Below are 21,319 nucleotides of genomic sequence, written 5' to 3' on the forward strand. Positions count from 1 at the left end.
AGAAAAAGACCTTAACCATTCGGTCACAGTTACTGACAATTCTACCTTAGTCCATCTGTCAATTTTTCTCTTTCTATGTGCTAATTATTCTGTCCATTATCTAGCACATAATTAGTCCATAAAAAAAACATTTTATACTAAAAACTAAGAATTTTAATTGTTTACTGAAGTAATATTGTAAAAAGTTATTGACTCCTGTAAGATCGTAATGTTTACTATAAAGTTACTAGGTTTTCTGTAAAAATATAAACTACTATTCTGTTTCTACTTCGCTTAAGTATCAACTCGTACAAGCAGTGATACCGCTTCAACATGATGCGTTTGCGGAAATAAATCCACTGGCTGAACTTTCTTCAATTCATAGCCCAATTCTTGGTAGAGTTGGATATCACGCGCCATCGTTGCGACATTACATGAGATATAAGCGATGCGGTCTGCTCCTGTTTGAGCGCTTGCTTTGATAAAGCTTTCTGTGAGTCCTTTTCTTGGTGGGTCCACTAGGATAAGACTTGGCTGAATCCCTTCTTTAAGCCAATTTTTCATAGCATTTTCAGCTGTGTCACAGACATAGTGGGCGTTTGAAATATTGTTCAGTTGGGCATTCTTCTTGCTATTCTCAACTGCTTCTGGAATAAGCTCTACACCATAAACTTCTTTGACATGTTTCGCAACAGAAAGACCAATCGTCCCGATACCAGAATAGGCATCAATGACCACATCATCTTCTTTTAATTCAGCAAAGTCAATGGCTGTTTGATAAAGTTTTTCAGCCATTTCAGTATTGACTTGGTAAAATGCTGGTCCAGCGATTTGGTAGTCATTTCCCAACATCTGGTCAGTGATAAAGTCTTGTCCATAAAGTGTGCGCCATTCCTTACCAAAAACCGCATTGGTGTTCTGGTCGTTGATATTTTGCATGACAGACACAATCTCTGGGAACTGCTTGATGATTTGTTCAATCAATTGCTCCACACGGAAAATCTTCGGACGAGTTGTTACCAAAATAACCATGATTTGTCCTGAGTAATGCCCACGACGCACCACAAGATTTCGAATCAAGCCAGCTTGTTCCTTTTCATCATAAGGTTTCAGGTCGTAACGACGGAGCAAGTCACGTAGAGCTACTACTACCTCATCAATCACAGAATCTTGGATAAAGAAATCTTCTAGAGGCATGAGGTCATGGGAATTCTTACGGAAAAATCCTGTTTCCAAGACACCATTAACACGACGAACAGGCACCTGCGCCTTATTACGATACTTAATTGGATTATCCATACCAAGCGTTTCAGCAACCTCTACATTAGCAATTCCTGCAATCTTGTAAAGACTGTCCTTAACTTGCTTGGTTTTAAACTTGAGCTGTTCTGGATAGGCAAGATGCCCCAAATCCGCGATTCCTGAACGCAGGTAAGCCAAATCTAGATCTTGATTACGATGTGGTGATTGGACAAGGTGTTCTTCAACCTTCCCAAAACCAATCTTTTTATTGACTTTAAGGACACGCATGAGAATTTTTTCACTCGGTAAAGCATTCTCTACAAAAAAGACCAAACCATCTACCTTGGCAACTCCTGCCCCTTCATGGGTCAAGTCAACAATTTCAACTTCTACAATATCATTTTTCTTTAACATTCTCTTCTCTTTCTATTGGCCGACAAAAAAGACGGCAACGTTACGGTTACCATCTATTATACCATGAAATTTCTTAAGAACCAAAACTCTTGAAGAAGTTGACAATGGCTTGCCAGAGGGAGCTTAAGAAGTTCCCACCGTCCTCTAGTGCCTTATCAGCATCAAAGTTAAGGTTGATATTTTTAAAACTGTCGCCAGCTTGTGATACGATGCTTTGTTTCAGGTCATTCAGGGTTTTAGTGAAGTCTGCATTGCTGAGGATATCACTCTTTGAGAGATTCAAAGCAAAATTGACGATGATATTGATCTGGTTTCCTGTTATAACCTGATCAAGTTTGTAATTTTTTAAGGTATCTTCAACGATTTTGCGGACATCTTCCTCTGTCAGATTTCCCTTACTTTCTTTAGCTTTGGCGAGTCCTGACTTGATATCAGCTAGGGCAACATTTAATTTATTAGCATCATAGCCTGATTTGTCCTTGTTTTCAGCATTGATATCTGACAAAGCCTTCAGCTCTTCTTGAGCCAAGTCTTTATTGGCTTGTGGCACCTTGGCTCCATTAGCTTCAAGTGAATAGTAAATCCCTGCTAAGGCACTCTCACCTGTAACTGGAATGGGTGCTGCTACAGTGATTTTGGCGTGCTCGACACCCAAAGTTACGGCCGCATTGCGGTACATATCCTGCGTTACCTTAGTAATGTTTTCTGGTGTTTCAATCTTGACCTCAAGTGGTGATTTGTCACCTAGTTTTTGAATCTTGGCTGATGAATACAACTGTAAACTAGAGTCATTGGCCACATTCATAATCTTAGAATAGACATCAGGTGTCATGGTTTTGAGTTCTTTGGTATCTGTTGAGGCATTGTAGCCAAGTTTCTTTAGGGTTTGATTTTTTTGGTCTTCAGATAGGGATGAACCTAGGACATATTCAGGTTGAACATAGGTTTCGTCAATGACTTTTTGAACATCTGTTGCTGCATGGACGCTATTCATAGCTGTTACTGCCCACAAAACCGCAGCACTGGTCAGAAAGAGTTTCTTTCTCATAGGGATTTTCCTCCTTTACCTTTCTAGGGTAATATATCTATCTTAAAGAAAACTTATAACAAAACTTATAATAAAAACACCTGGACTAGCCAGATGTCGAAAAGAGAGTGAAACATTTGATGATGTAAAGGTTGAGTTGCACCTGTCTAGAATAATAATAGTTTCCTCCATTTACATAGAGTTCGGCTCCATGAAAAATGGAAATGGGATGAATATAACTATAAGTCTTTCCAGTGGTATTGCCAAGCAAGGGAGCAACAGTCTCACGAGAGTACTGTTTGGCCAGAGCCAAGGTGTTTTCCTTGCCATTTTGGGCGATATAATCGATATAGGCAGGACCGAAATTATAGGCTTGAACAGCCGTCCAGACATCTACACCCTTCTTCTGAGCCAGATAGAGATTGTCTGTCAGAGTTTGAACGCCTTGCCGAATGCTAGAGGCATTATCATTGATGGTGTTGGTGGAACCACTTGCAGACTCACTAGACTGCATAACATCGCCTTCTTTTCCTTTTGTTTCGGTATAAATCATAGCGAGCACAAGCTCTTCGTTTGCTGGGGTGTCTTTTTCACTCAAGATTTCTCGCACCATGGGTTGATAGGTCATGACTTGCTTGACATCTTGGTGAATGCGGTAAGCTTTATATCCAGCAAAAAGGAAGACTGCTAGTACAAGCACTCTTCGAATTCGTTTAAACATTATTTACTTTGAATATCCTCGATATTTTTGATTAAGATAGAGTAGGTTCCATTATCATTTTGGATAAACTCAACAGACTCAGCATCTTGATAGACGTTATTAGGAACGATGAGCTCAATTCCGTTTGACAAGGAAAGTTTTTGGTTTTCAAATTTTTTAAGCTGACGACTGGCATCAATTTCATCAAATTGAACAGGTTCTGGGACAGCTTCTTTAACTTGATCAATAAAGCTCAAACGAGCCGTCAGGTTGTTATCAAAAAGGTCATTAGCCAATTTTTCAGGTGACAATTCATTGCTTTCTTCTAGGTTGTTGAAAATCGCTGATTTGACCTTGGATTGAAATTGAAAATCATCTGTGTTAAAAGATTCAGCAATTCTCTGGGCTGTTTTTTCTAGTTCCTTGATGGATTTCTTGGGTGAAATCTTAGGAGCGACAGCAAGAAGATTGTCTGAAAAGTAGTTCAAAAAAGTTCCATTGTACTTGATTCGTTTCTCGATCAGGTGGTACTTGCGACTCTGAAGATTAACCACCAAGGCTTCGTCGGCACCCGTTCCAAATCCAGGCAAGTTATTCTGAGTTAGCTTGATTGGATTATCAACTTCTCCACCAAGGTGGGTCAAGGTCTCCCTCAGGGCAATTCTCAAGAAAGCGAAATGTTCTACATCTTCTTTAGAAAATTGCACAAAAATCAAGTCATTGGTCTTGAGATTTTCTGAAATGCTGAACTCCTCTTTCCAGAGATTAGCCAGTGTTACTGATGTCTCCAACAAATCGTCTGTGATGTGATTGAAGAAGGGATTTTCTTCTTCGAAAATCCCAGTCTTTGCTTCATCTGAATACACACGTTCAATTTTTTTACGCAGGTATTCTTCGATTTTTGGAGTGATATTGAGAAACTTATCCGCTAGAAACAGCTCGGTATCATCCGAACTGAACTGATGGATAATAGCTTTCTTAATATAAATGTCCATAAAAGTATTAGTCCTCGTATAATGGGAAGGCATCTGTCAATTCTTTGACTGCTCTTCTCACTTCTTCTAAGACAGCCTCATTTTCTGCATTTTTAAGGGTTTTAATGATGAGTTCAGCCACTTTGCGACTTTCTTCTTCACCAAATCCACGTGCAGTAATAGCTGCTGCTCCGATACGAATTCCACTTGTCTTGAATGGTGACAAGCTTTCGTAAGGGATTGAGTTTTTATTTAGGGTAATATTGACCTCATCCAGCAAGTTTTGAGCAACTTTTCCGTTTTCTACAACCTTAGTCACATCCACTAGGAAGAGGTGGTTTTCAGTTCCACCAGAAATGATACGGAAATCAGGGTCTTGTAAGAAGACATTTGCCATAGCCTTGCTATTTTTGATAACATTAGTAGCATATTCCTTGAAGGCTGGATCCAAAACTTCTTTGAATGAAACTGCCTTAGCTGCAACAACATGCTCCAAAGGACCACCCTGAATACCCGGGAAAATTGCTGAGTTAATTTTCTTGGCCAGTTCTTCGTCATTAGTCAAAATCAAACCACCACGTGGTCCACGAAGGGTTTTGTGGGTAGTTGTTGTAGTGATATGAGCGTATGGTACTGGACTTGGGTGAAGACCAGCCGCCACCAAACCAGCAATATGAGCCATGTCCACCATGAGCTTCGCACCAACAGCATCCGCAATTTCACGGAATTTTGAAAAGTCGATAATTTGAGAATAGGCTGATGCACCTGCTACAATCAGTTTTGGTTTTACTTCTTGGGCTTGTTTCAAAATAGCGTCAAAGTCCAAGAGTTCGGTTTCAGGATCCACGCTATAAGAAACAAAGTTGTAGGTTTGACCAGAAAAGCTGACAGGAGCTCCGTGAGTCAAATGACCACCTGCAGCCAGATCCATCCCCATAACCGTATCCCCTGGTTCAATCAAGGCCATATAAGCCGCACAGTTGGCTTGGCTTCCTGAGTGTGGTTGGACATTAGCGAATCTAGCACCGAAAATTTCTTTTGCGCGTTCAATAGCAAGTGTCTCTACAACGTCCACCACCTCAGTCCCACCATAATAACGGCGTCCTGGGTAACCTTCGGCGTATTTATTCGTCAAGATAGACCCTTGAGCTGCCATAACAGCCTTGGAAACTACGTTTTCCGAAGCAATCAACTCGATATTGTTTTGTTGGCGTTCTTCTTCCTTGGCAATAGCATTCCAGAGATCAGCATCATATGCTTTAAAATCATCTTTGTCAAAAATCATAGGTCTTCTCCTCTATAGTGTGACTGGTCCTTTAGTTTGGTTTTTTAATACGAAAACAAACTAAAATATGCGAATAAACCGTTTTTGCACTTTATCACAAGTATAACCAACTTTTTCATAAAATGCATGAGCCCCCAGACGATGATCGGCAGAGTTTAAGCGAATAAACCCATAACCACGTCTTTTTGCTTCTTGCTCCAACCCTTGTAGTAAGCTTTTACCAATACCTTGACCTTGTACTTGAGGTGAAACCGCTAAGGCTAAGATATTAAATCCTGCTTTGGAATAGAGAGATTCATAAACTTCAGCGTGGACATATCCAAGTAAGACATGATTAGCTGCATCCTCATAGCCAAGTAGGAAATGATGTAAATCCTGAGACAGTCTAGCTAGTTGGCTAGCCGTTTCCTCTGGACTAAAAGAATAACCCAAAGCCTCTTGGTTGATGTCACATATAGCTTTCACATCTGTTTCTTGCAAATCTCTTAGCATCTCATTCCTCCTCAAAAGAAATCTCTGGTAACCGAGCAAGAATATCTTCTCGCTTAATGGCTCCTTGACGTAAGATTTTCACCTTGTCTCCAGACAAGTCCAAAATAGTTGAATCCTGTCCAGTTAGAAAAGCATCGTCTTCCAGACCCAGAATCTCTTGGTCAAAATCCTCTATAATTTGATTAAAGGTTACTCCACTTGCCTGACCTGAGATATTGGCAGACGGCCCAATCAGGGGTCCTGTCACTCGAATTAAATCCAGTGTAATAGGGTGACTAGGCATCCGAAATCCCACCGTTGCAAGGCCAGAATTGACCCAATAGGGAACTCGGTCATTGACTTCTAGAATGATGGTTAAGGGACCTGGTAAAAAGGTCTCTACAAGTTTTTGTAGATAAGTTGGCTGATTCTTTGAAAAGTGCAAGATGTCCTCGAGAGAGGCGATATTGAGATTGAGTGCCTTGTCTCTAGGACGACGTTTGAGTTGGTAAACATGGTCAACTGCTTTTTCATCTAAGGCCTTAGCAAAAAGACCGTAAACTGTCTCTGTAGGTAAAACGACAGCTCCACCATTTTCCAACTCTTGTTTAATCCTGTCCATCATCAACCACGACCATCCTATCTTGACCAAATTGGTCCTTAAGTGTTCTTACACGTTTTTCAGGAAGATGCTTCCTAAAAAGTTCAGGAACACTTTGACCTTGCTTGTATCCAATTTCAAGGTAAATCTTACCACCATCTTTGAGATAGTCCTTTGCATCTTCCGCAATTCTACGGTAAATAGCTAGGCCATCCTCGTCTGCAAAGAGAGCTAGATGAGGCTCCGAATGCAAGACATTCAAGCCGACCTCTGACTCATCTTCACGAGAGATATAGGGTGGATTGGAAACAATTATATCATATTTTTCAGAAATTTCTGTAAAACAGTCAGATTTTTTTAAAAATATTTGAAGATTTTGATTTTTAGCATTTTCGCTAGCTAAATCTAAAGCATCTTGGGAAATATCTGCTGCTGTCACTGACCAATCTGGTCTGTTTTTTGCTAAGGCGAGAGCAATAGCTCCACTACCTGTTCCAATATCCAGAACTGAAAGATTCGTCTCAGGATTTTCAGTCAGGATAAGCTCCACCAACTCCTCTGTCTCTGGACGAGGAATCAAAACCCGCTCATCAACTTTTAACTGCATTCCAAAAAAATCTGCATGAGCGATGATATACTGGGCTGGTTTATGGGCCGCTAACTGCTGGTAAATCTCTTCTACAAATTGTTTTTCTTCCTCTGTTACCTCTTTCTGGAGGGCAAAAACGAAATCTGTAAAAGAAAGATTTTTCAGGCTACGATAGACAAAAGAGAGGCTTTCAGCTTCCTCTCCTTGTCTAACCAACTCTTCTTCAAAATCTGAAAATAATTGAGCTAATTTCATTATTTGTTTAATTCTTCTAATTTTTGTGTTTGGTCATAGAGCACCAAGGCATCCACAACTTCATCTAGTTTACCAGACAAAATGGTATCTAGTTTTTGGAGGGTCAAGCCGATACGGTGGTCCGTGACACGGTTTTGTGGGAAGTTATAAGTACGAATCCGTTCTGAACGGTCACCAGTACCGATTGTCGACTTACGCTCAGCGTCTTGTTCGTCTTGTGCAATCTGAGCAAAGTGGTCAGCAACACGCGCACGGATGATTTTCATGGCCTTCTCACGGTTCTTCTGCTGAGTACGTTCTTCCTGCATCTCAACCTTGATATTGGTTGGCAAGTGAACGATACGAACGGCAGTCGCAACCTTATTGACGTTCTGTCCACCAGCACCAGAGGCGTGATAGATGTCGACACGAAGGTCTTTTGGATCAATGTCGTATTCAACCTCTTCAACTTCAGGCATGACAAGAACTGTCGCTGTCGAAGTATGAACACGACCTTGACTTTCTGTCACAGGGACACGTTGCACACGGTGGGCACCTGATTCGTACTTGAGTTTAGAGTAAACCGACTGACCAGAAACCATAGCAACCACTTCTTTAAAACCACCGACACCGTTCATAGAAGCTTCCATAACTTCAAAGCGCCAGCCTTGGGCTTCCGCATACTTTTGATACATAGTTAGAAGGTCTCCAGCGAAAAGTGCCGCTTCGTCTCCACCAGCTGCTCCACGGATTTCTAAGATAATATTCTTGTCATCGTTTGGATCCTTTGGAAGGAGCAAGATTTTTAGTTTTTCTTCGTACTCTTCTTTTTCAGCCTTGGCATCTTTGAGCTCTTGCTTGGCCATTTCTTCCAAGTCAGCATCTCCACCTGATTCCTTAATCATTTCTTCGGCATCGACGATATTTTGAAGGACTTGTTTGTACTCACGGTAGGCTGTTACGGTATCACGAGTGGAAGCTTCTTCTTTTGAAAGCTCCATGAAACGCTTGGTATCTGAAACGACATCCGGGTCACTCAGCAATTCTCCTAATTCTTCATAACGGTCTTCTACAGCTTGTAGTTGATCATAGATATTCATTTTTCTTCATTCTCCTTATTGATTTCAGGCGCAAAATAATGTTTACGACAAACTGAGATATAGGTTTCATTACCACCAATCTGGATCTGTTCTCCATCGTAAACGGGCAGTCCATCCTGTGTTCGCAAAACCATAGTCGCCTTTTTCTTACAATACTGACAGATGGTCTTGATTTCGTCAATCTTGTCTGCTAAGAGCAAGAGATACTTGGAACCTTCGAACAGTTCATTGCGAAAGTCATTTTTCAAACCAAAAGCCATGACAGGTATGTCTAACTCATCAACAACACGAGCTAGATCGTAAACATGATGACGTTTGAGAAACTGGGCTTCATCGACCAAAACACAGTAAGGCTTTTCTGGTAGGTCTCGGATATAGCCAAAGATATCCGTCGTTTCCTCAATTGCAATGGCTGGGCGTTTCATGCCAATCCGACTAGATACATAGCCAACACCGTCACGAGTATCCAGAGCCGAGGTCATAATCACAACACTTTTTCCCTGCTCCTCGTAGTTATAGGCCACTTTGAGAATCTCAATCGTTTTACCAGAGTTCATGGTCCCATAACGATAATACAACTGTGCCATGTTTCTTGCTTCACGTCCATTTCTAAATTTTTGCTACATTCTAGTATATCATAATTTTCTTAAGCTTTAAACGGCAAAATGTGGTAAAATAGAAGAAATCAAAACTAGTGGAGGAAGCCATTATGCCATTTGTACGCATCGATTTATTTGAAGGACGCACGCTCGAGCAAAAGAAAGCTCTTGCTAAGGAAGTAACGGAAGCGGTTGTTCGTAACACTGGAGCCCCTCAATCTGCTGTCCATGTCATCATCAACGACATGCCTGAAGGAACTTACTTCCCACAAGGGGAAATGCGCACCAAATAAACTAGCTTAAGCAGAATTGCTTAGGCTTTTTCAATCTCCAAGTAGCATTCATTGAAGAAATATCCTAAATTTGTTACAATTTGAAAGGATACTTGGAAAAATTTCCAAGAAAAGAGCTATTTATTAAAGGAAATATTATGATTACACGTGAATTTGATACCATCGCTGCTATCTCTACTCCACTAGGTGAAGGGGCTATTGGTATTGTCCGCCTGAGCGGAACAGACAGTTTTGCTATTGCGCAAAAGATTTTTAAAGGAAAAGACTTGAGCAAGGTTGCTAGCCACACTCTCAACTACGGTCACATTATTGATCCTCTGACTGGTAAAGTCATGGACGAGGTTATGGTTGGGGCTATGAAGTCTCCAAAGACCTTCACTCGTGAGGATATTATCGAGATTAACACTCACGGCGGGATTGCGGTGACCAATGAAATTCTCCAACTAGCTATCCGTGAAGGAGCTCGGTTGGCAGAACCTGGTGAATTTACCAAACGTGCCTTTCTAAACGGTCGCGTAGATTTGACACAGGCTGAGGCAGTGATGGATATCATCCGTGCAAAGACTGACAAGGCCATGAACATTGCAGTTAAGCAATTAGACGGCTCTCTTTCTGACCTGATTAACAATACTCGCCAAGAAATCCTCAATACGCTTGCCCAAGTTGAGGTCAATATCGACTATCCTGAGTATGACGATGTTGAGGAAGCCACTACTGCCGTTGTCCGTGAGAAGACAATAGAGTTTGAGCAATTACTAACCAATCTTCTTAGAACAGCCCGTCGCGGTAAAATCCTTCGTGAAGGAATTTCCACAGCCATCATCGGACGCCCCAACGTTGGAAAATCTAGCCTGCTCAACAACCTCTTGCGTGAAGACAAGGCCATCGTCACAGACATTGCTGGGACAACACGTGATGTCATCGAAGAATACGTCAACATCAACGGTGTCCCTCTCAAATTGATTGACACAGCAGGTATTCGTGAAACGGATGACATCGTTGAACAAATCGGTGTGGAACGTTCGAAAAAAGCCCTCAAGGAAGCTGACTTGGTTCTTCTAGTACTAAATGCCAGCGAGCCACTGACAGCCCAAGACCGACAACTTCTTGAAATTAGCCAGGATACCAACCGCATTATTCTACTTAATAAAACAGACCTACCTGAGATCATCGAAACCGAGGAACTTCCAGAAGATGTCATCCGTATTTCAGTCCTTAAAAATCAAAACATTGATAAGATTGAAGATAGAATCAACAACCTCTTCTTTGAAAATGCTGGTTTGGTTGAGCAAGACGCAACCTACCTATCAAATGCTCGTCACATTTCCCTGATTGAAAAAGCAGTTGAAAGCCTACAAGCTGTTAATGAAGGTCTTGAACTGGGGATGCCAGTTGATTTGCTTCAAGTAGATTTGACTCGCACTTGGGAAATCCTCGGAGAAATCACTGGAGATGCGGCTCCTGATGAACTTATTACCCAACTCTTTAGCCAATTCTGTTTAGGAAAATAAGAAAAATCCATGATCGTTCTTGCGGTCATGGATTTTATTGTCTTTATTAGTAATCTGGTCTTAAGACCCCTGTTACAGTTGCCTTAGTTGCTTCGTAGTCGCCATCTACGACAACCTTGATAATACGTTTGGCATCTTCTTCTGGTGCTGGAACAAGAGGTAGACGAGTTGGGCCAGCTTCAAATCCCATATAGTTGAGAACGGCCTTAACTGGAGCAGGACTTGGATATGAGAAGAGGGCATTAACCTTAGGAATGAATTTGCGCTGAATAGCTGCAGCTTTCTTCATATCGCTTTCTGAAATGGCAGTAAACATCTCGTGCATCTCATCCCCATTTGTATGAGAGGCAACAGAAATAACCCCGTCCGCACCAAGGTTCATGGCATGGAAAGCATCTCCATCCTCACCAGTATAGACCAAGAACTCTTCTGGCTTGTGTTCAATCAGGTAAGCCATATTGGCCAAGCTAGTACATTCTTTGACACCAATGATATTTGGATGGTCAGCCAAACGAAGCATGGTTTCTGGAGTTAATTCGACAACCACACGACCTGGAATGTTATAGATAATAATTGGTAGGTCAGAAGCATCTGCAATTGCCTTAAAGTGCTGATACATTCCTTCTTGAGAAGGTTTGTTGTAGTAAGGTACAATAGCAAGTCCAGCAGCAAAACCACCGAATTCTGCTACTTCTTTGACAAACTCGATCGAGTCACGCGTATCATTAGTACCTACACCCGCAATCAAAGGAACACGTCCATTGACAACTTTTTGTACAGCCGCAAAGAGCTCCAACTCTTCATCGTGAGTCAATGTCGGACTCTCAGCAGTGGTACCTGCGAGAAGAATTCCATCCGTATGATGCGCCAACAGATGCTCAATCAAGGCTGGAATGGCATCAAAGTTGATGGAACCATCCTCGTGGAAGGGGGTAATAAAGGCTGTGATGATTTTACACTCTTTTAAATCCTGATAAGACATGAGAAACACCTCTCTATTTCAAAGAAGGAGTTCATCTGAACTCCTAAACGATATGACTATTTTAATTCAAATTTCAATTCGGCCGTTGGACGAACCAATCCACGTTCGTGAAGAGTTTCTGCAATCTGAACTGAGTTCCAAGCAGCACCTTTGAGCAGGTTGTCCGAAACAACCCACATGTGGATTCCTTTTTCAGCATCCAAGTCTTTACGGATACGACCAACAAAGGTATCACGTGAACCCACTGCATTGATGGCTTGCGGATAAATTTGATGAGCTACATCATCTTCGAGAACAGCACCTGGGAAGGCTGAGATAGCTGCTTTTACTTCTTCGATTGGAGCCACTTCTTTTGTTTCGATGTAAACAGACTCAGAGTGAGCTGACAATACTGGAATACGCACACATGTTGCAGATACTGCAATGCTGTCATCTTCCATAATTTTCTTAGTTTCCTTAGTCATCTTCATCTCTTCGTAAGTGTAATCATTGTCAGTGAAGACATCAATTTGTGGAAGAGCATTGAAGGCGATAGGATAATGTTTCTTGTCACCGCCTGAAGGCAAGATTTCCGCATGCAAATCACGTGGAGTTACACCATCATTCAAAACTTCACGAAGTTCACGTTGTGTCTCAAGAATTGCTCCCATACCAGCACCTGAAACTGCTTGGTAAGTTGAAACAATGATACGGTCCAATCCCCATTTTTGGCGAACTGGCTCAAGAGCCACCATCATTTGGATTGTTGAACAGTTAGGGCAGGCAATGATACCGTTGTGAGCATCAAGTGCATGAGCATTGACCTCTGGAACAACCAAAGGAACATCTGGATTTTGACGGAAGTAAGATGTATTATCTACTACTACCGCTCCAGATTTAACTGCGTATGGTGCATATTTAGCTGATGTAGAACCACCTGCTGAAAAGAGAGCAATATCAACTCCTTCAAAGGCTGTTTCAGTCGTTTCTTCAATCGTAATATCTTGATCTTTAAATTTCAAAGTCTTGCCTGCTGAACGTGCAGAAGCAAGTAAACGAATTTTATCGATTGGAAGTGTTGATTCTTCCAACATTTTTATCATCTGAGCTCCGACAGCACCTGTCGCGCCGACTACAGCAACTGTATATCCCATAAATAACCTCTTTCGGAATTTTCTAAAAATTTCTATAATAGATGTATTATACTACTTTTTCCATGAATTGCAAAGCTTTTTCATCATTTTTTGGAAAATAAAAATCCCCAGTCGCTAGACTAGGGACTAAGAGGCATCTTCATGTGATGAGCAGGTTCACACAACTCATCAAGGTCCGCTCCTGCGTTATGACCTCCTTATGCTCAATAGTAGTCCGAAGACTACCTATCGACTCATCGCGTCTATTATATTACTAGAAATAAGTGGTTTTGTCAATAAGAAATTTTTGCAGGATGACTTTTATTATACAAAAGTCAAAATTTTTTCTCGCGAGCATAAGAAAAAACTCTTGCGTTCAAAAGTTTCCCTGTAAATATCATGCTAATTGCCGGGATTGAACCGGCGACCTCATCCTTACCATGGATGCGCTCTGCCAACTGAGCTAAATCAGCTTACTTAAAAAGTATACTATAGTTAGAAAATCTTGTCAAGTTTCCCTAGAAATTTTCCATAAGAAAAAGCCAGGTAAGAGCTACCTAGCTTATCTAATTCTATTTGCTTAAATCGATTCGACGACCAATTTTACCGATAATAATCGCTCCAATAATCAATGAGGCAAATTCACCAATCCCTGTTGTAAACCAAGTAAGGAAAAATGGTAATTGCGCTACGATATTCAACTCGGCAGCGATAGTAAACATAGAAATTGAAAAGAGGATTGAGAAGAAGAAATGATCTTTTCGAATCAAACCGTTAAAAAGATAATCCTTGCTGTATTTTGCAAAAAGCCAAACACCTAGACTGAGGAATACTAGGGTTGATCCACCACCAACAAAGACATCTAGCAGTCCGAAGCTAAAGAAATTAGCAATCATACAACCAATGGTAACTCCAATGATGTACTTAGGATTGTAAAAAGCCATAAAGTTCATCATTTCTGAAATACGAAACTGATAAGCACCATAGCTGATGGCATTTAGGGGCGGTGTAACAGTCAAAACGACATAGATAGCAGCGACGATTGCGATATCTGCAACATCACGAATAGTTAATTTTTTCATCTTTTCTCCTTTAGCGGTTACCCGCGTGTAATATGCTTGGTGAAAGAAGCTAAGCACCAAGGGTTGCTTTATTCAACCTTACTAGTATAGCACAATAGCCTGCTTTATGCTATACTAAAAGCATGAAAAAACGCATTCAAAGTCTCTTCGTGAATGAGCTCTTAGCCTATCTTTTTTTTGGTATAGCAACTACTCTTGTTTCTATACTATCACGATTAGTCATTTATCAACTAGCTCACAGAGAACTCCTTGCTACTGCCTTAGCAAATATTATCGGTATCCTATTTGCATTTATTACAAATGATAGGCTTGTCTTTAAGCAAGATAGAGAGAATTGGTCAATCCGTTTAGTAAAATTTACTATAGCACGTCTTTCTACTTTTCTTTTAGACTTGTTTTTAACTTTTCTCTTTGTAACTCAGTTTCCTAATATTATCGGGCAATTTGTAAATTATAATATTAATAAGGTTAATAGTGTTGAAACAGTTATTGCACAATTCTCAATAATTATCCTCAATTACATTTTTAGTAAGGTATTTATTTTTAAAAAATAAGAAAAATTTTAAACATATAGCTTGCAAGAATTTCTTAATTAATATATAATTAATTGTAAAAATTTTTTGAAAGGAAATTATGAAAATGTTAAAAGATCTTAAAGCATTCTTGCTTCGTGGTAATGTTGTTGACCTTGCTGTCGGTGTGATCATTGCCACTGCTTTTGGTGCAATCGTTACATCACTTGTTAACGATATCATCACTCCACTTATTTTGAATCCAGCCTTGGAAGCTGCGAAAGTACAAAACATTGCTGAGCTTGCTTGGAATGGTGTTACATATGGTAAATTCTTGAGCGCTGTTATCAACTTCCTAGTTATCGGTACTGTTCTCTTCTTTGTAATCAAAGGTATTGAAAAAGCTCAAAGTCTTACTAAGAAAGAAGCTGCTGAGGAAGCTCCAGCTGGTCCAACTGAGTTGGAAGTACTTCAAGAAATCAAAGCCCTTCTTGAGAAAAAATAATCAATTAAAAGGATCTAGCACAAAGCTAAATCCTTTTTTCTTTACTCTTTTGGTAACTTACCTGCTTTTTCAAGCATTTTCTTAATAAGATAAGGCATCTTAACATTTTCCCGACCTTTTTTCTCAATCAGTTTTTTCACAAATTCCGGCATTTGTAAATCTTGAGATTCGGCCAAGATATTTTTAGTTTCATCCGAAGGAACTAACTCATCAAAGGTTTCTTCTTCTGGGAGAAATTCCTTAAATTCTTTGTCCTCATTAGCTCTGACTGCATTAACCAAGGCATCAATCAAACGAGAATCTGTATTTGGCATTGGTGGACGATGATAGTTCACCCCCAATTCCTGACACAAGTCATAACATTCCACATCATTATCAAACAAGACTTCAATGTGCTCACTGATAAAACTGATAGGAACAAAAATATAATGATCAGGATGTTCTGTCTGTTCTTTGAGATATTCCAAAACATCTGGCTTAATCCATGGAATCCCAATATCACTCTCGCTTTGCCAGGTATTTGTAAATTGATCAGAACTCAAACCTAGTTTTTCAGCGACTAGCTTGCTATTTTCGAAAATTTGGTCGATATAAGGGTCACCAAAATCCAAGGCAAAAATGGGGACACTGTGGGCTGAAAAGATGACTTTAAAGCTATCCTGCTTTACTTCTTCTTTTAAAATCTTAGCAATTTCATCTGCCCAATAGTTTAAGAGCGCTTCTTCTTGATACCAGTCCTTAATGACTAAAAATTTAATTTGTTTGCTTTCTAAAAATTTTTCATAGCCCATGACAGAGTAGAAAGAATAATGAGGCTCCAAAATCAAGCAAATACACTGTTCAATGCCGTCTGCTTCCATCTGACCAATCACATCTGGGATAAAAGGTCTAGAAAACTTATTAGCAAAATAAACACTATACTCATTCCCCAGTCTAGCTTCTACTAAGGCAACCTCTTCACGGGTAATTCTTTGCAGAGGCGTACCTCCAATAAGTACATAATTATCATAGAGTGTTTGAACCTCGTGGTCTTGAGGTCTCACTCCGCGACGAATATTTGTGAAAAAATCAGCCACACCTTCAAAGGTAATCTCTTCTGGCGAACCGAAAGTCATCATTAAAATTGCTTTTTTCATAATCGCTTCCTTGTGATATTTTTATCAAGTTTATTTTATCATTAATTTGTTGATAAGTAAACGCCAACATAGCGAATTTCCCTAACTTCAGTCTTTTGTTTTTCTCTCTTTTCTATGATACAATGGAAAAAATGAATTCAAAAGGAGTTTTTTATGACTTATCCCAATCTCTTGGACCGATTCCTAACCTACGTTAAGGTCAACACGCGCTCCGATGAACACTCTACTACTACTCCAAGTACACAGAGTCAGGTTGACTTCGCAACCAATGTCCTGATCCCTGAAATGAAACGTGTTGGATTACAAAATGTTTATTATCTAGCAAATGGTTTTGCAATTGGAACCTTGCCAGCCAATGATCCATCTTTAACACGTAAGATTGGCTTCATCTCCCACATGGATACTGCTGATTTTAAAGCCGAAGGAGTCAAGCCACAGGTAATTGAAAACTACGATGGTGGTGTGATTGAACTTGGAAATTCTGGTTTCAAACTCGATCCAGCTGACTTTAAGAGTCTAGAGAAATATCCAGGACAAACGCTCATCACAACCGATGGAACAACCTTACTAGGTGCTGATGACAAGTCAGGGATTGCTGAAATTATGACTGCTATTGAATATCTGACTGCCCATCCTGAAATCAAGCACTGTGAGATTCGTGTTGGTTTTGGTCCAGATGAAGAAATCGGTGTTGGTGCCAATAAATTTGATGCAGAAGATTTCGATGTAGATTTTGCCTATACTGTAGATGGCGGACCTCTCGGAGAACTTCAGTACGAGACCTTCTCAGCCGCTGGTGCTGAATTGCATTTCCAAGGACGCAATGTCCACCCTGGTACTGCCAAAGGGCAGATGGTCAATGCCCTTCAGCTAGCAATTGATTTTCATAATCAACTTCCAGAGAATGACCGACCCGAGTTAACAGAAGGTTACCAAGGCTTCTACCACCTAATGGATGTGATAGGTAGTGTCGAAGAGGCACGTGCAAGCTACATCATTCGTGATTTTGAAAAAGATGCCTTTGAAGCGCGTAAAGCAGCAATGCAGTCTATCGCTGATAAGATGAATCAAGAACTTGGTAGCGACCGTGTCACCCTAAACTTGACAGACCAGTACTACAATATGAAAGAAGTCATTGAGAAAGATATGACTCCAATTACCATTGCCAAAGCCGTTATGGAAGATTTGGGTATTACTCCTATTATCGAACCAATTCGTGGAGGGACAGACGGCTCTAAGATTTCCTTTATGGGAATCCCAACTCCTAATATCTTTGCGGGAGGAGAAAATATGCATGGACGTTTTGAATACGTCAGCCTTCAGACTATGGAACGTGCAGTTGATACCATCATTGGTATCGTAGCTTATGAAGACTAAAAAGACGAGGTAGCTTAGCTACTTCGCCTTTCTTTTTATTCTGCTGGTTTTTCTTGATTTCCAGTACTTGTTGTAGATTCTGTTGTTTCCTTTTCTGAAGCTGGTTCAGCAGGTTTAGAATCTGTTGTATTGCTTGGTTTGTTTTCGTCCCTTGCAGTTTCACTGTTAGATTCTGCAGCCACTGATGTTTCAGTTTCGGAACTTGTGTTCTCACCATTTGACTCGGCATTTGTCGCTGGAGTTGCTTCTTCACTTGAGCTTGATTTTGACTTGATTTCTTGATTCAAGACTAGAATAGCTTTTGTCAATTCAAGTAAAGCAGCTTTATCTTTACTCTTAGCAGAAAGTTGATCTAGTAAAGCATCTACCTTATCAAAGTCCGCATCAGAACCCTTGTTGTTTTCTAAATAAGAGTGAAGCGACATGAGAATATCGTAGAGTTTTTGATAGAGTACTAGTGTCTGAGGGTCTTGCTCAGCATTTTCCTTTTCTTGTTGAAGGGCGCTAGCGATACGAGTCAAGACATCTTTTACCTGACTGTTTACTTCATCCAAGTCCGCATCAGCCTTGTTTGTGGCAGCTTTGAGATTTTCTACTTCTTCTGCCAAGGATTGTCTGATTCCTTCTTCTTGGATTTGTTCTAAGAGTTGATTTGCCTTGCTCAAGAGGCTTTCTACTTCTTCCTTGCTAACATGATTGACATGTTCTTCAGGCATAAAGTCTCCGTACAATTCTTTCAAGAAGCCATAAATAGCTGTCTTGGCAGTTTGGTTATCAACTTTTTCAGTATCTAGAACTGTCTGAGTCGATTTAGCAGTAGTTGGTTGAGCTTTCAAAGCTTCTTCCACTTCTTGTTTTGCCTGATAGATGCTTGGGAATAGTCTGTTCAATTCTGCTGCCTTAAGGAAAGATTGAGATTGATACAAGGTCCAAGTCAACTGAGCTACTTTGTTCCGAAGTTCATCATTTAAACGACCGTCATTTACGTGTTCGTAGAAATACTTGATGTATTCCACTGTTGTAACACCTGTTCGGTCATTAAAGTCTTGCAAGGCTTGCAGTTGTGATTCAACCGCTGCTAAACCGGCCTCATCTTTAGCTAACTTAGCTTCTTGAAGTTGAACGAGTAGGTCTTTCTTAGGAAGTCCATAAGAATCTGTATCTAGTGTATTGATTTTATCAATCAAGGCTTGATATTTCTTATCTAGAGCACTTGTTTCAACAGGTTTGACACTTTCATCAATATGGATATATTGCTTATCAAAGAGTTCAAGTGTTGCAAGATAACCTGCTGTAGAGTTAGTTGCCAATTTCTTCATGTTTTCAGTAAACTGACCTAAGGCTAACTCAATCTGTCTTTGTTCGATAGGCTTGTTTTTATAGATGCTTCTGCTATCAGCTAGAAGTTGATCTACTTTTGCCAAGACTACCTTCTCATCAAAATCTCCAGGTTGGTAGTTGGATTGGAGAGCTGGAATCTTGTTTTTCAAAGCCACTTCATAGCCCTTAGTTTGAACCTTGATGTAGTGATTGTGGTCACCATGAGGGATCACAAAACTACCATTTTCTACCTGTAAGCTATAAGGAGACACGCCATCTCTCAAAGCAGTGGTATAGAGCTCATTTAGGAAATCAAGTTCTGGATTTCCAGTTTGGAGTGGAAGTCGAACATGTTCTTTACGAACAGCATAGGGGTGGATATGAGTTGGATCGTAGGCTTGGTCTGGATTTCCAAAGACAAAGAATCCGTTTGAAATTCTAATCGCTTCAAGTGGAACACCATAGGTCTTAGAGATATAAGCAATCTTTTCTTCATCGCTAGCATCTCTTGAGAAAGACTCTACCGTTTTAGCAAGAGGTTTTACAGGCTCTGCATCATGATGTGTTTTCAAGTGGTCCTGAGCGGACTTAATTTGTTCAGCTGTCAGATCTTTCTTAAAGAAGTAATGATTATGATCACCATGACTCATAACAAAGCCTTGCTCATCCTCACTGATAACACGATTGGCATCAAAACCGTGATCGTGTTCCTCACCATGATGGTGTCCATGATCATCTTCGTCGTGATCGTCATCATGAGCTGGATTTGGTGTTGCTGTATTTGCACCTTTCAAGTGGTCTTGTGCGGACTTGATTTGATCAGCAGTCAAATCCTTCTTGAAGAAGTAATGATTATGGTCGCCGTGACTCATGATAAATCCTGAGTCATCTTCAGCAATAATACGATTGGCATCAAAGCCGTGCCCATCTTCTTCATGTTCCTCATGTGAAGTTCCTGGATTGATTGGAAGAGATGGCGAAGGTGTTGTTAGACCATTATTTGGAAGAGTCGGTTGACCAATTTGATTCGACTTAGGAATGTAATGGAAATGATCACCATGTCTTACAATATAAGCTGTGGCTGTTTCTTCAACGATATCTTTTGGATTAAAGATATAACCATCAGATGTTGAAGAAATTTCCTTATTTAACGTTGAAGAAGCATTATTCAATATAGATGGATTACTTGGAATATTTCCTAGACTAGACGCTACTTCATGAGGTTTTTCATTTGTAGAAACTGTCGAACCAGTTCCACCGATAGGCACCATTCTAGCAATCTTTTCTTCTAAAGGAGATAGCTTGCTGTAAGGAATAAAGTGATAATGGTCACCATGCGGAATCGCAACTCCATTTGGTGTCCGACTGATAATCTTAGCAGGGTCAAAGACCAGACCATCTGATTCACTGTAACGTTTGTCGCTAGGTGAATCGTAGAGTTCTTTCAATAAACTTTGGAGATTTTCAACTTTGCTTTCTGGCTTGCTAGTTGAGCCTTGTGCCACAGATTGCGTGTTATTGTCACTAACTGCTGAAGAATAGCTTAGCTGACTTGGTTGCGTATTTTTGCCAGCTAAATGAGCTTTTGCTGCTGCTAATTCACTAGCAGACAAATCACTTTTTGGAATATAGTGGTAGTGACCACCGTGAGGAACTATATAAGCATCACCCGTATCTTCGATAATATCAGCTGGATTAAAGACATAACCATCATCTGTCGTATAGCGTCCCTGAGATCTTGCTACAGCAACATCAGAGCTGACCTTCTCATTATCTTTGACGTGTTCTTGTTTTTGACGATTGATTTCATCCTTAGTTCGAACATTATCAGCATGAGCTACATCTTTCAGATAGACATAATATTTTCCATCAACCTTGATGATATAACCACCCTTAACCTCATTGACAATATCAGCGTCTTTAAGTTGATAATTAGCATCCTTCATCAGAAGTTCTTCACTGAAAATCGCATCATAAGGAACTTTCCCATTATAGTAATGATAGTGGTCACCATGTGAAGTCACATAGCCCTGATCTGTAATTTTGATGACAATTTGCTCAGCCTGAATTCCTTCTTTTTGACTGACCTGATCTGGTGTAAGGTTTTCAGTTTTCTGACTTGACTGACTGCCATCCACATAAGAGACACGATTATTGTCCTTATTTTCCTGCGAGCGATGCTGGTTCAGTGCATAGGCGCAAAGACTCAAGGATACGATAACAGCTGATCCGGCTGCAATATACTTTTTACTGAATTTCATAAATCCCTCATTT

General features: G+C 40.3%; 20 protein-coding genes, 1 tRNA gene and 1 riboswitch. Of the genes, 5 read left to right on the plus strand and 16 right to left on the minus strand.

The genetic code is table 11. The features are described from left to right. Positions 1–273: 273 nt before the first annotated feature. The 10 genes from rlmD to O3664_RS01315 all read right to left on the minus strand — a co-directional run bounded on the left by rlmD (position 274) and on the right by O3664_RS01315 (position 9,203). Positions 274–1,635: a 23S rRNA (uracil(1939)-C(5))-methyltransferase RlmD gene (gene rlmD, locus O3664_RS01270; protein ID WP_371613514.1), complete on the minus strand. Its 1,362-nt coding sequence runs from the start codon at positions 1,633–1,635 to the stop codon at positions 274–276. A 73-nt stretch (positions 1,636–1,708) separates the two neighbouring features. Then, entirely contained in the window at positions 1,709–2,683 is a 975-nt protein-coding gene (locus tag O3664_RS01275) for a DUF1002 domain-containing protein (protein ID WP_371613515.1), read from the minus strand. Between the two features lie 85 nt (positions 2,684–2,768). Continuing rightward, positions 2,769–3,383: a cell wall hydrolase Pmp23 gene (gene pmp23, locus O3664_RS01280; protein WP_033681808.1), complete on the minus strand. Its 615-nt coding sequence runs from the start codon at positions 3,381–3,383 to the stop codon at positions 2,769–2,771. Further along, a complete protein-coding gene (locus O3664_RS01285) occupies positions 3,383–4,357 on the minus strand; it encodes a nucleoid-associated protein (RefSeq protein WP_227325383.1) in 975 nt (324 codons plus the stop codon). Before O3664_RS01285 ends, pmp23 begins: the two co-directional genes overlap by 1 nt. Positions 4,358–4,364: 7 nt before the next feature. Beyond that, the gene (gene glyA / locus O3664_RS01290) at positions 4,365–5,621 is read right to left on the minus strand and encodes a serine hydroxymethyltransferase (RefSeq protein ID WP_227325382.1); all 1,257 of its coding nucleotides are present in this window, start codon (positions 5,619–5,621) and stop codon (positions 4,365–4,367) included. A 60-nt stretch (positions 5,622–5,681) separates the two neighbouring features. Further along, positions 5,682–6,113 (minus strand): GNAT family N-acetyltransferase, encoded by a 432-nt coding sequence (locus tag O3664_RS01295; RefSeq protein WP_227325381.1) that lies wholly within the window; start codon positions 6,111–6,113, stop codon positions 5,682–5,684. A 1-nt stretch (position 6,114) separates the two neighbouring features. Next, a complete protein-coding gene (locus tag O3664_RS01300) occupies positions 6,115–6,717 on the minus strand; it encodes an L-threonylcarbamoyladenylate synthase (protein WP_227325380.1) in 603 nt (200 codons plus the stop codon). Then, positions 6,701–7,537 (minus strand): peptide chain release factor N(5)-glutamine methyltransferase, encoded by an 837-nt coding sequence (gene prmC / locus O3664_RS01305; protein ID WP_371613516.1) that lies wholly within the window; start codon positions 7,535–7,537, stop codon positions 6,701–6,703. Before prmC ends, O3664_RS01300 begins: the two co-directional genes overlap by 17 nt. After that, positions 7,537–8,616, minus strand: coding sequence for a peptide chain release factor 1 (gene prfA / locus O3664_RS01310; RefSeq protein ID WP_001028815.1), 1,080 nt, complete (start codon positions 8,614–8,616; stop codon positions 7,537–7,539). The genes prmC and prfA overlap by 1 nt, the downstream gene beginning before the upstream one ends. After that, positions 8,613–9,203, minus strand: a complete 591-nt coding sequence (locus tag O3664_RS01315) for a thymidine kinase (protein ID WP_153196925.1) — start codon at positions 9,201–9,203, stop codon at positions 8,613–8,615. Before O3664_RS01315 ends, prfA begins: the two co-directional genes overlap by 4 nt. A 122-nt stretch (positions 9,204–9,325) precedes the next feature. Between O3664_RS01315 and O3664_RS01320 the strand changes: the two genes are divergently transcribed. Both O3664_RS01320 and mnmE read left to right on the plus strand, forming a co-directional pair. Beyond that, on the plus strand, positions 9,326–9,508 hold the full coding sequence (locus O3664_RS01320) for a 4-oxalocrotonate tautomerase (RefSeq protein ID WP_001117401.1): 183 nt from the start codon (positions 9,326–9,328) through the stop codon (positions 9,506–9,508). A gap of 137 nt (positions 9,509–9,645) precedes the next feature. Beyond that, positions 9,646–11,019, plus strand: a complete 1,374-nt coding sequence (mnmE, locus tag O3664_RS01325) for a tRNA uridine-5-carboxymethylaminomethyl(34) synthesis GTPase MnmE (protein WP_371613517.1) — start codon at positions 9,646–9,648, stop codon at positions 11,017–11,019. A gap of 46 nt (positions 11,020–11,065) precedes the next feature. Here mnmE and dapA read toward each other — a convergent pair whose 3' ends face one another. The 4 genes from dapA to O3664_RS01345 form a co-directional block, all read right to left on the minus strand. Beyond that, on the minus strand, positions 11,066–12,001 hold the full coding sequence (gene dapA, locus O3664_RS01330; protein ID WP_261203179.1) for a 4-hydroxy-tetrahydrodipicolinate synthase: 936 nt from the start codon (positions 11,999–12,001) through the stop codon (positions 11,066–11,068). Positions 12,002–12,057: 56 nt separating this feature from the next. Next, positions 12,058–13,134 carry an aspartate-semialdehyde dehydrogenase gene (locus O3664_RS01335; protein WP_371613518.1) on the minus strand — a complete coding sequence of 359 codons (1,077 nt, stop codon included), beginning with the start codon at positions 13,132–13,134 and terminating at the stop codon, positions 12,058–12,060. 379 nt (positions 13,135–13,513) lie between these two features. Next, positions 13,514–13,586, minus strand: a tRNA-Thr gene (locus O3664_RS01340). A gap of 99 nt (positions 13,587–13,685) precedes the next feature. After that, the gene (locus tag O3664_RS01345) at positions 13,686–14,195 is read right to left on the minus strand and encodes a QueT transporter family protein (RefSeq protein WP_000737072.1); all 510 of its coding nucleotides are present in this window, start codon (positions 14,193–14,195) and stop codon (positions 13,686–13,688) included. Then, positions 14,193–14,289, minus strand: a riboswitch (PreQ1 riboswitch). It overlaps the preceding gene by 3 nt. Before the next feature lie 28 nt (positions 14,290–14,317). Between O3664_RS01345 and O3664_RS01350 the strand changes: the two genes are divergently transcribed. Both O3664_RS01350 and mscL read left to right on the plus strand, forming a co-directional pair. Beyond that, a complete protein-coding gene (locus O3664_RS01350; RefSeq protein WP_371613519.1) occupies positions 14,318–14,749 on the plus strand; it encodes a GtrA family protein in 432 nt (143 codons plus the stop codon). Between the two features lie 85 nt (positions 14,750–14,834). Further along, positions 14,835–15,212 (plus strand): large conductance mechanosensitive channel protein MscL, encoded by a 378-nt coding sequence (gene mscL / locus O3664_RS01355; protein WP_033687014.1) that lies wholly within the window; start codon positions 14,835–14,837, stop codon positions 15,210–15,212. A 41-nt stretch (positions 15,213–15,253) separates the two neighbouring features. On the opposite strand, the gene hemH is transcribed toward mscL, so the two are convergent. Next, the gene (hemH, locus tag O3664_RS01360) at positions 15,254–16,348 is read right to left on the minus strand and encodes a ferrochelatase (protein ID WP_261120030.1); all 1,095 of its coding nucleotides are present in this window, start codon (positions 16,346–16,348) and stop codon (positions 15,254–15,256) included. Positions 16,349–16,501: 153 nt separating this feature from the next. Here hemH and pepT point away from each other — a divergent pair, with 153 nt between their 5' ends. Next, entirely contained in the window at positions 16,502–17,725 is a 1,224-nt protein-coding gene (gene pepT / locus O3664_RS01365; RefSeq protein WP_049515286.1) for a peptidase T, read from the plus strand. Between the two features lie 35 nt (positions 17,726–17,760). Here pepT and O3664_RS01370 read toward each other — a convergent pair whose 3' ends face one another. After that, positions 17,761–21,306, minus strand: a complete 3,546-nt coding sequence (locus O3664_RS01370; RefSeq protein ID WP_371613520.1) for a pneumococcal-type histidine triad protein — start codon at positions 21,304–21,306, stop codon at positions 17,761–17,763. Positions 21,307–21,319: the final 13 nt, after the last annotated feature.

Origin of the sequence: Streptococcus sp. 27098_8_109 (assembly GCF_041432295.1) — a bacterium.
GTDB lineage: Bacteria > Bacillota > Bacilli > Lactobacillales > Streptococcaceae > Streptococcus.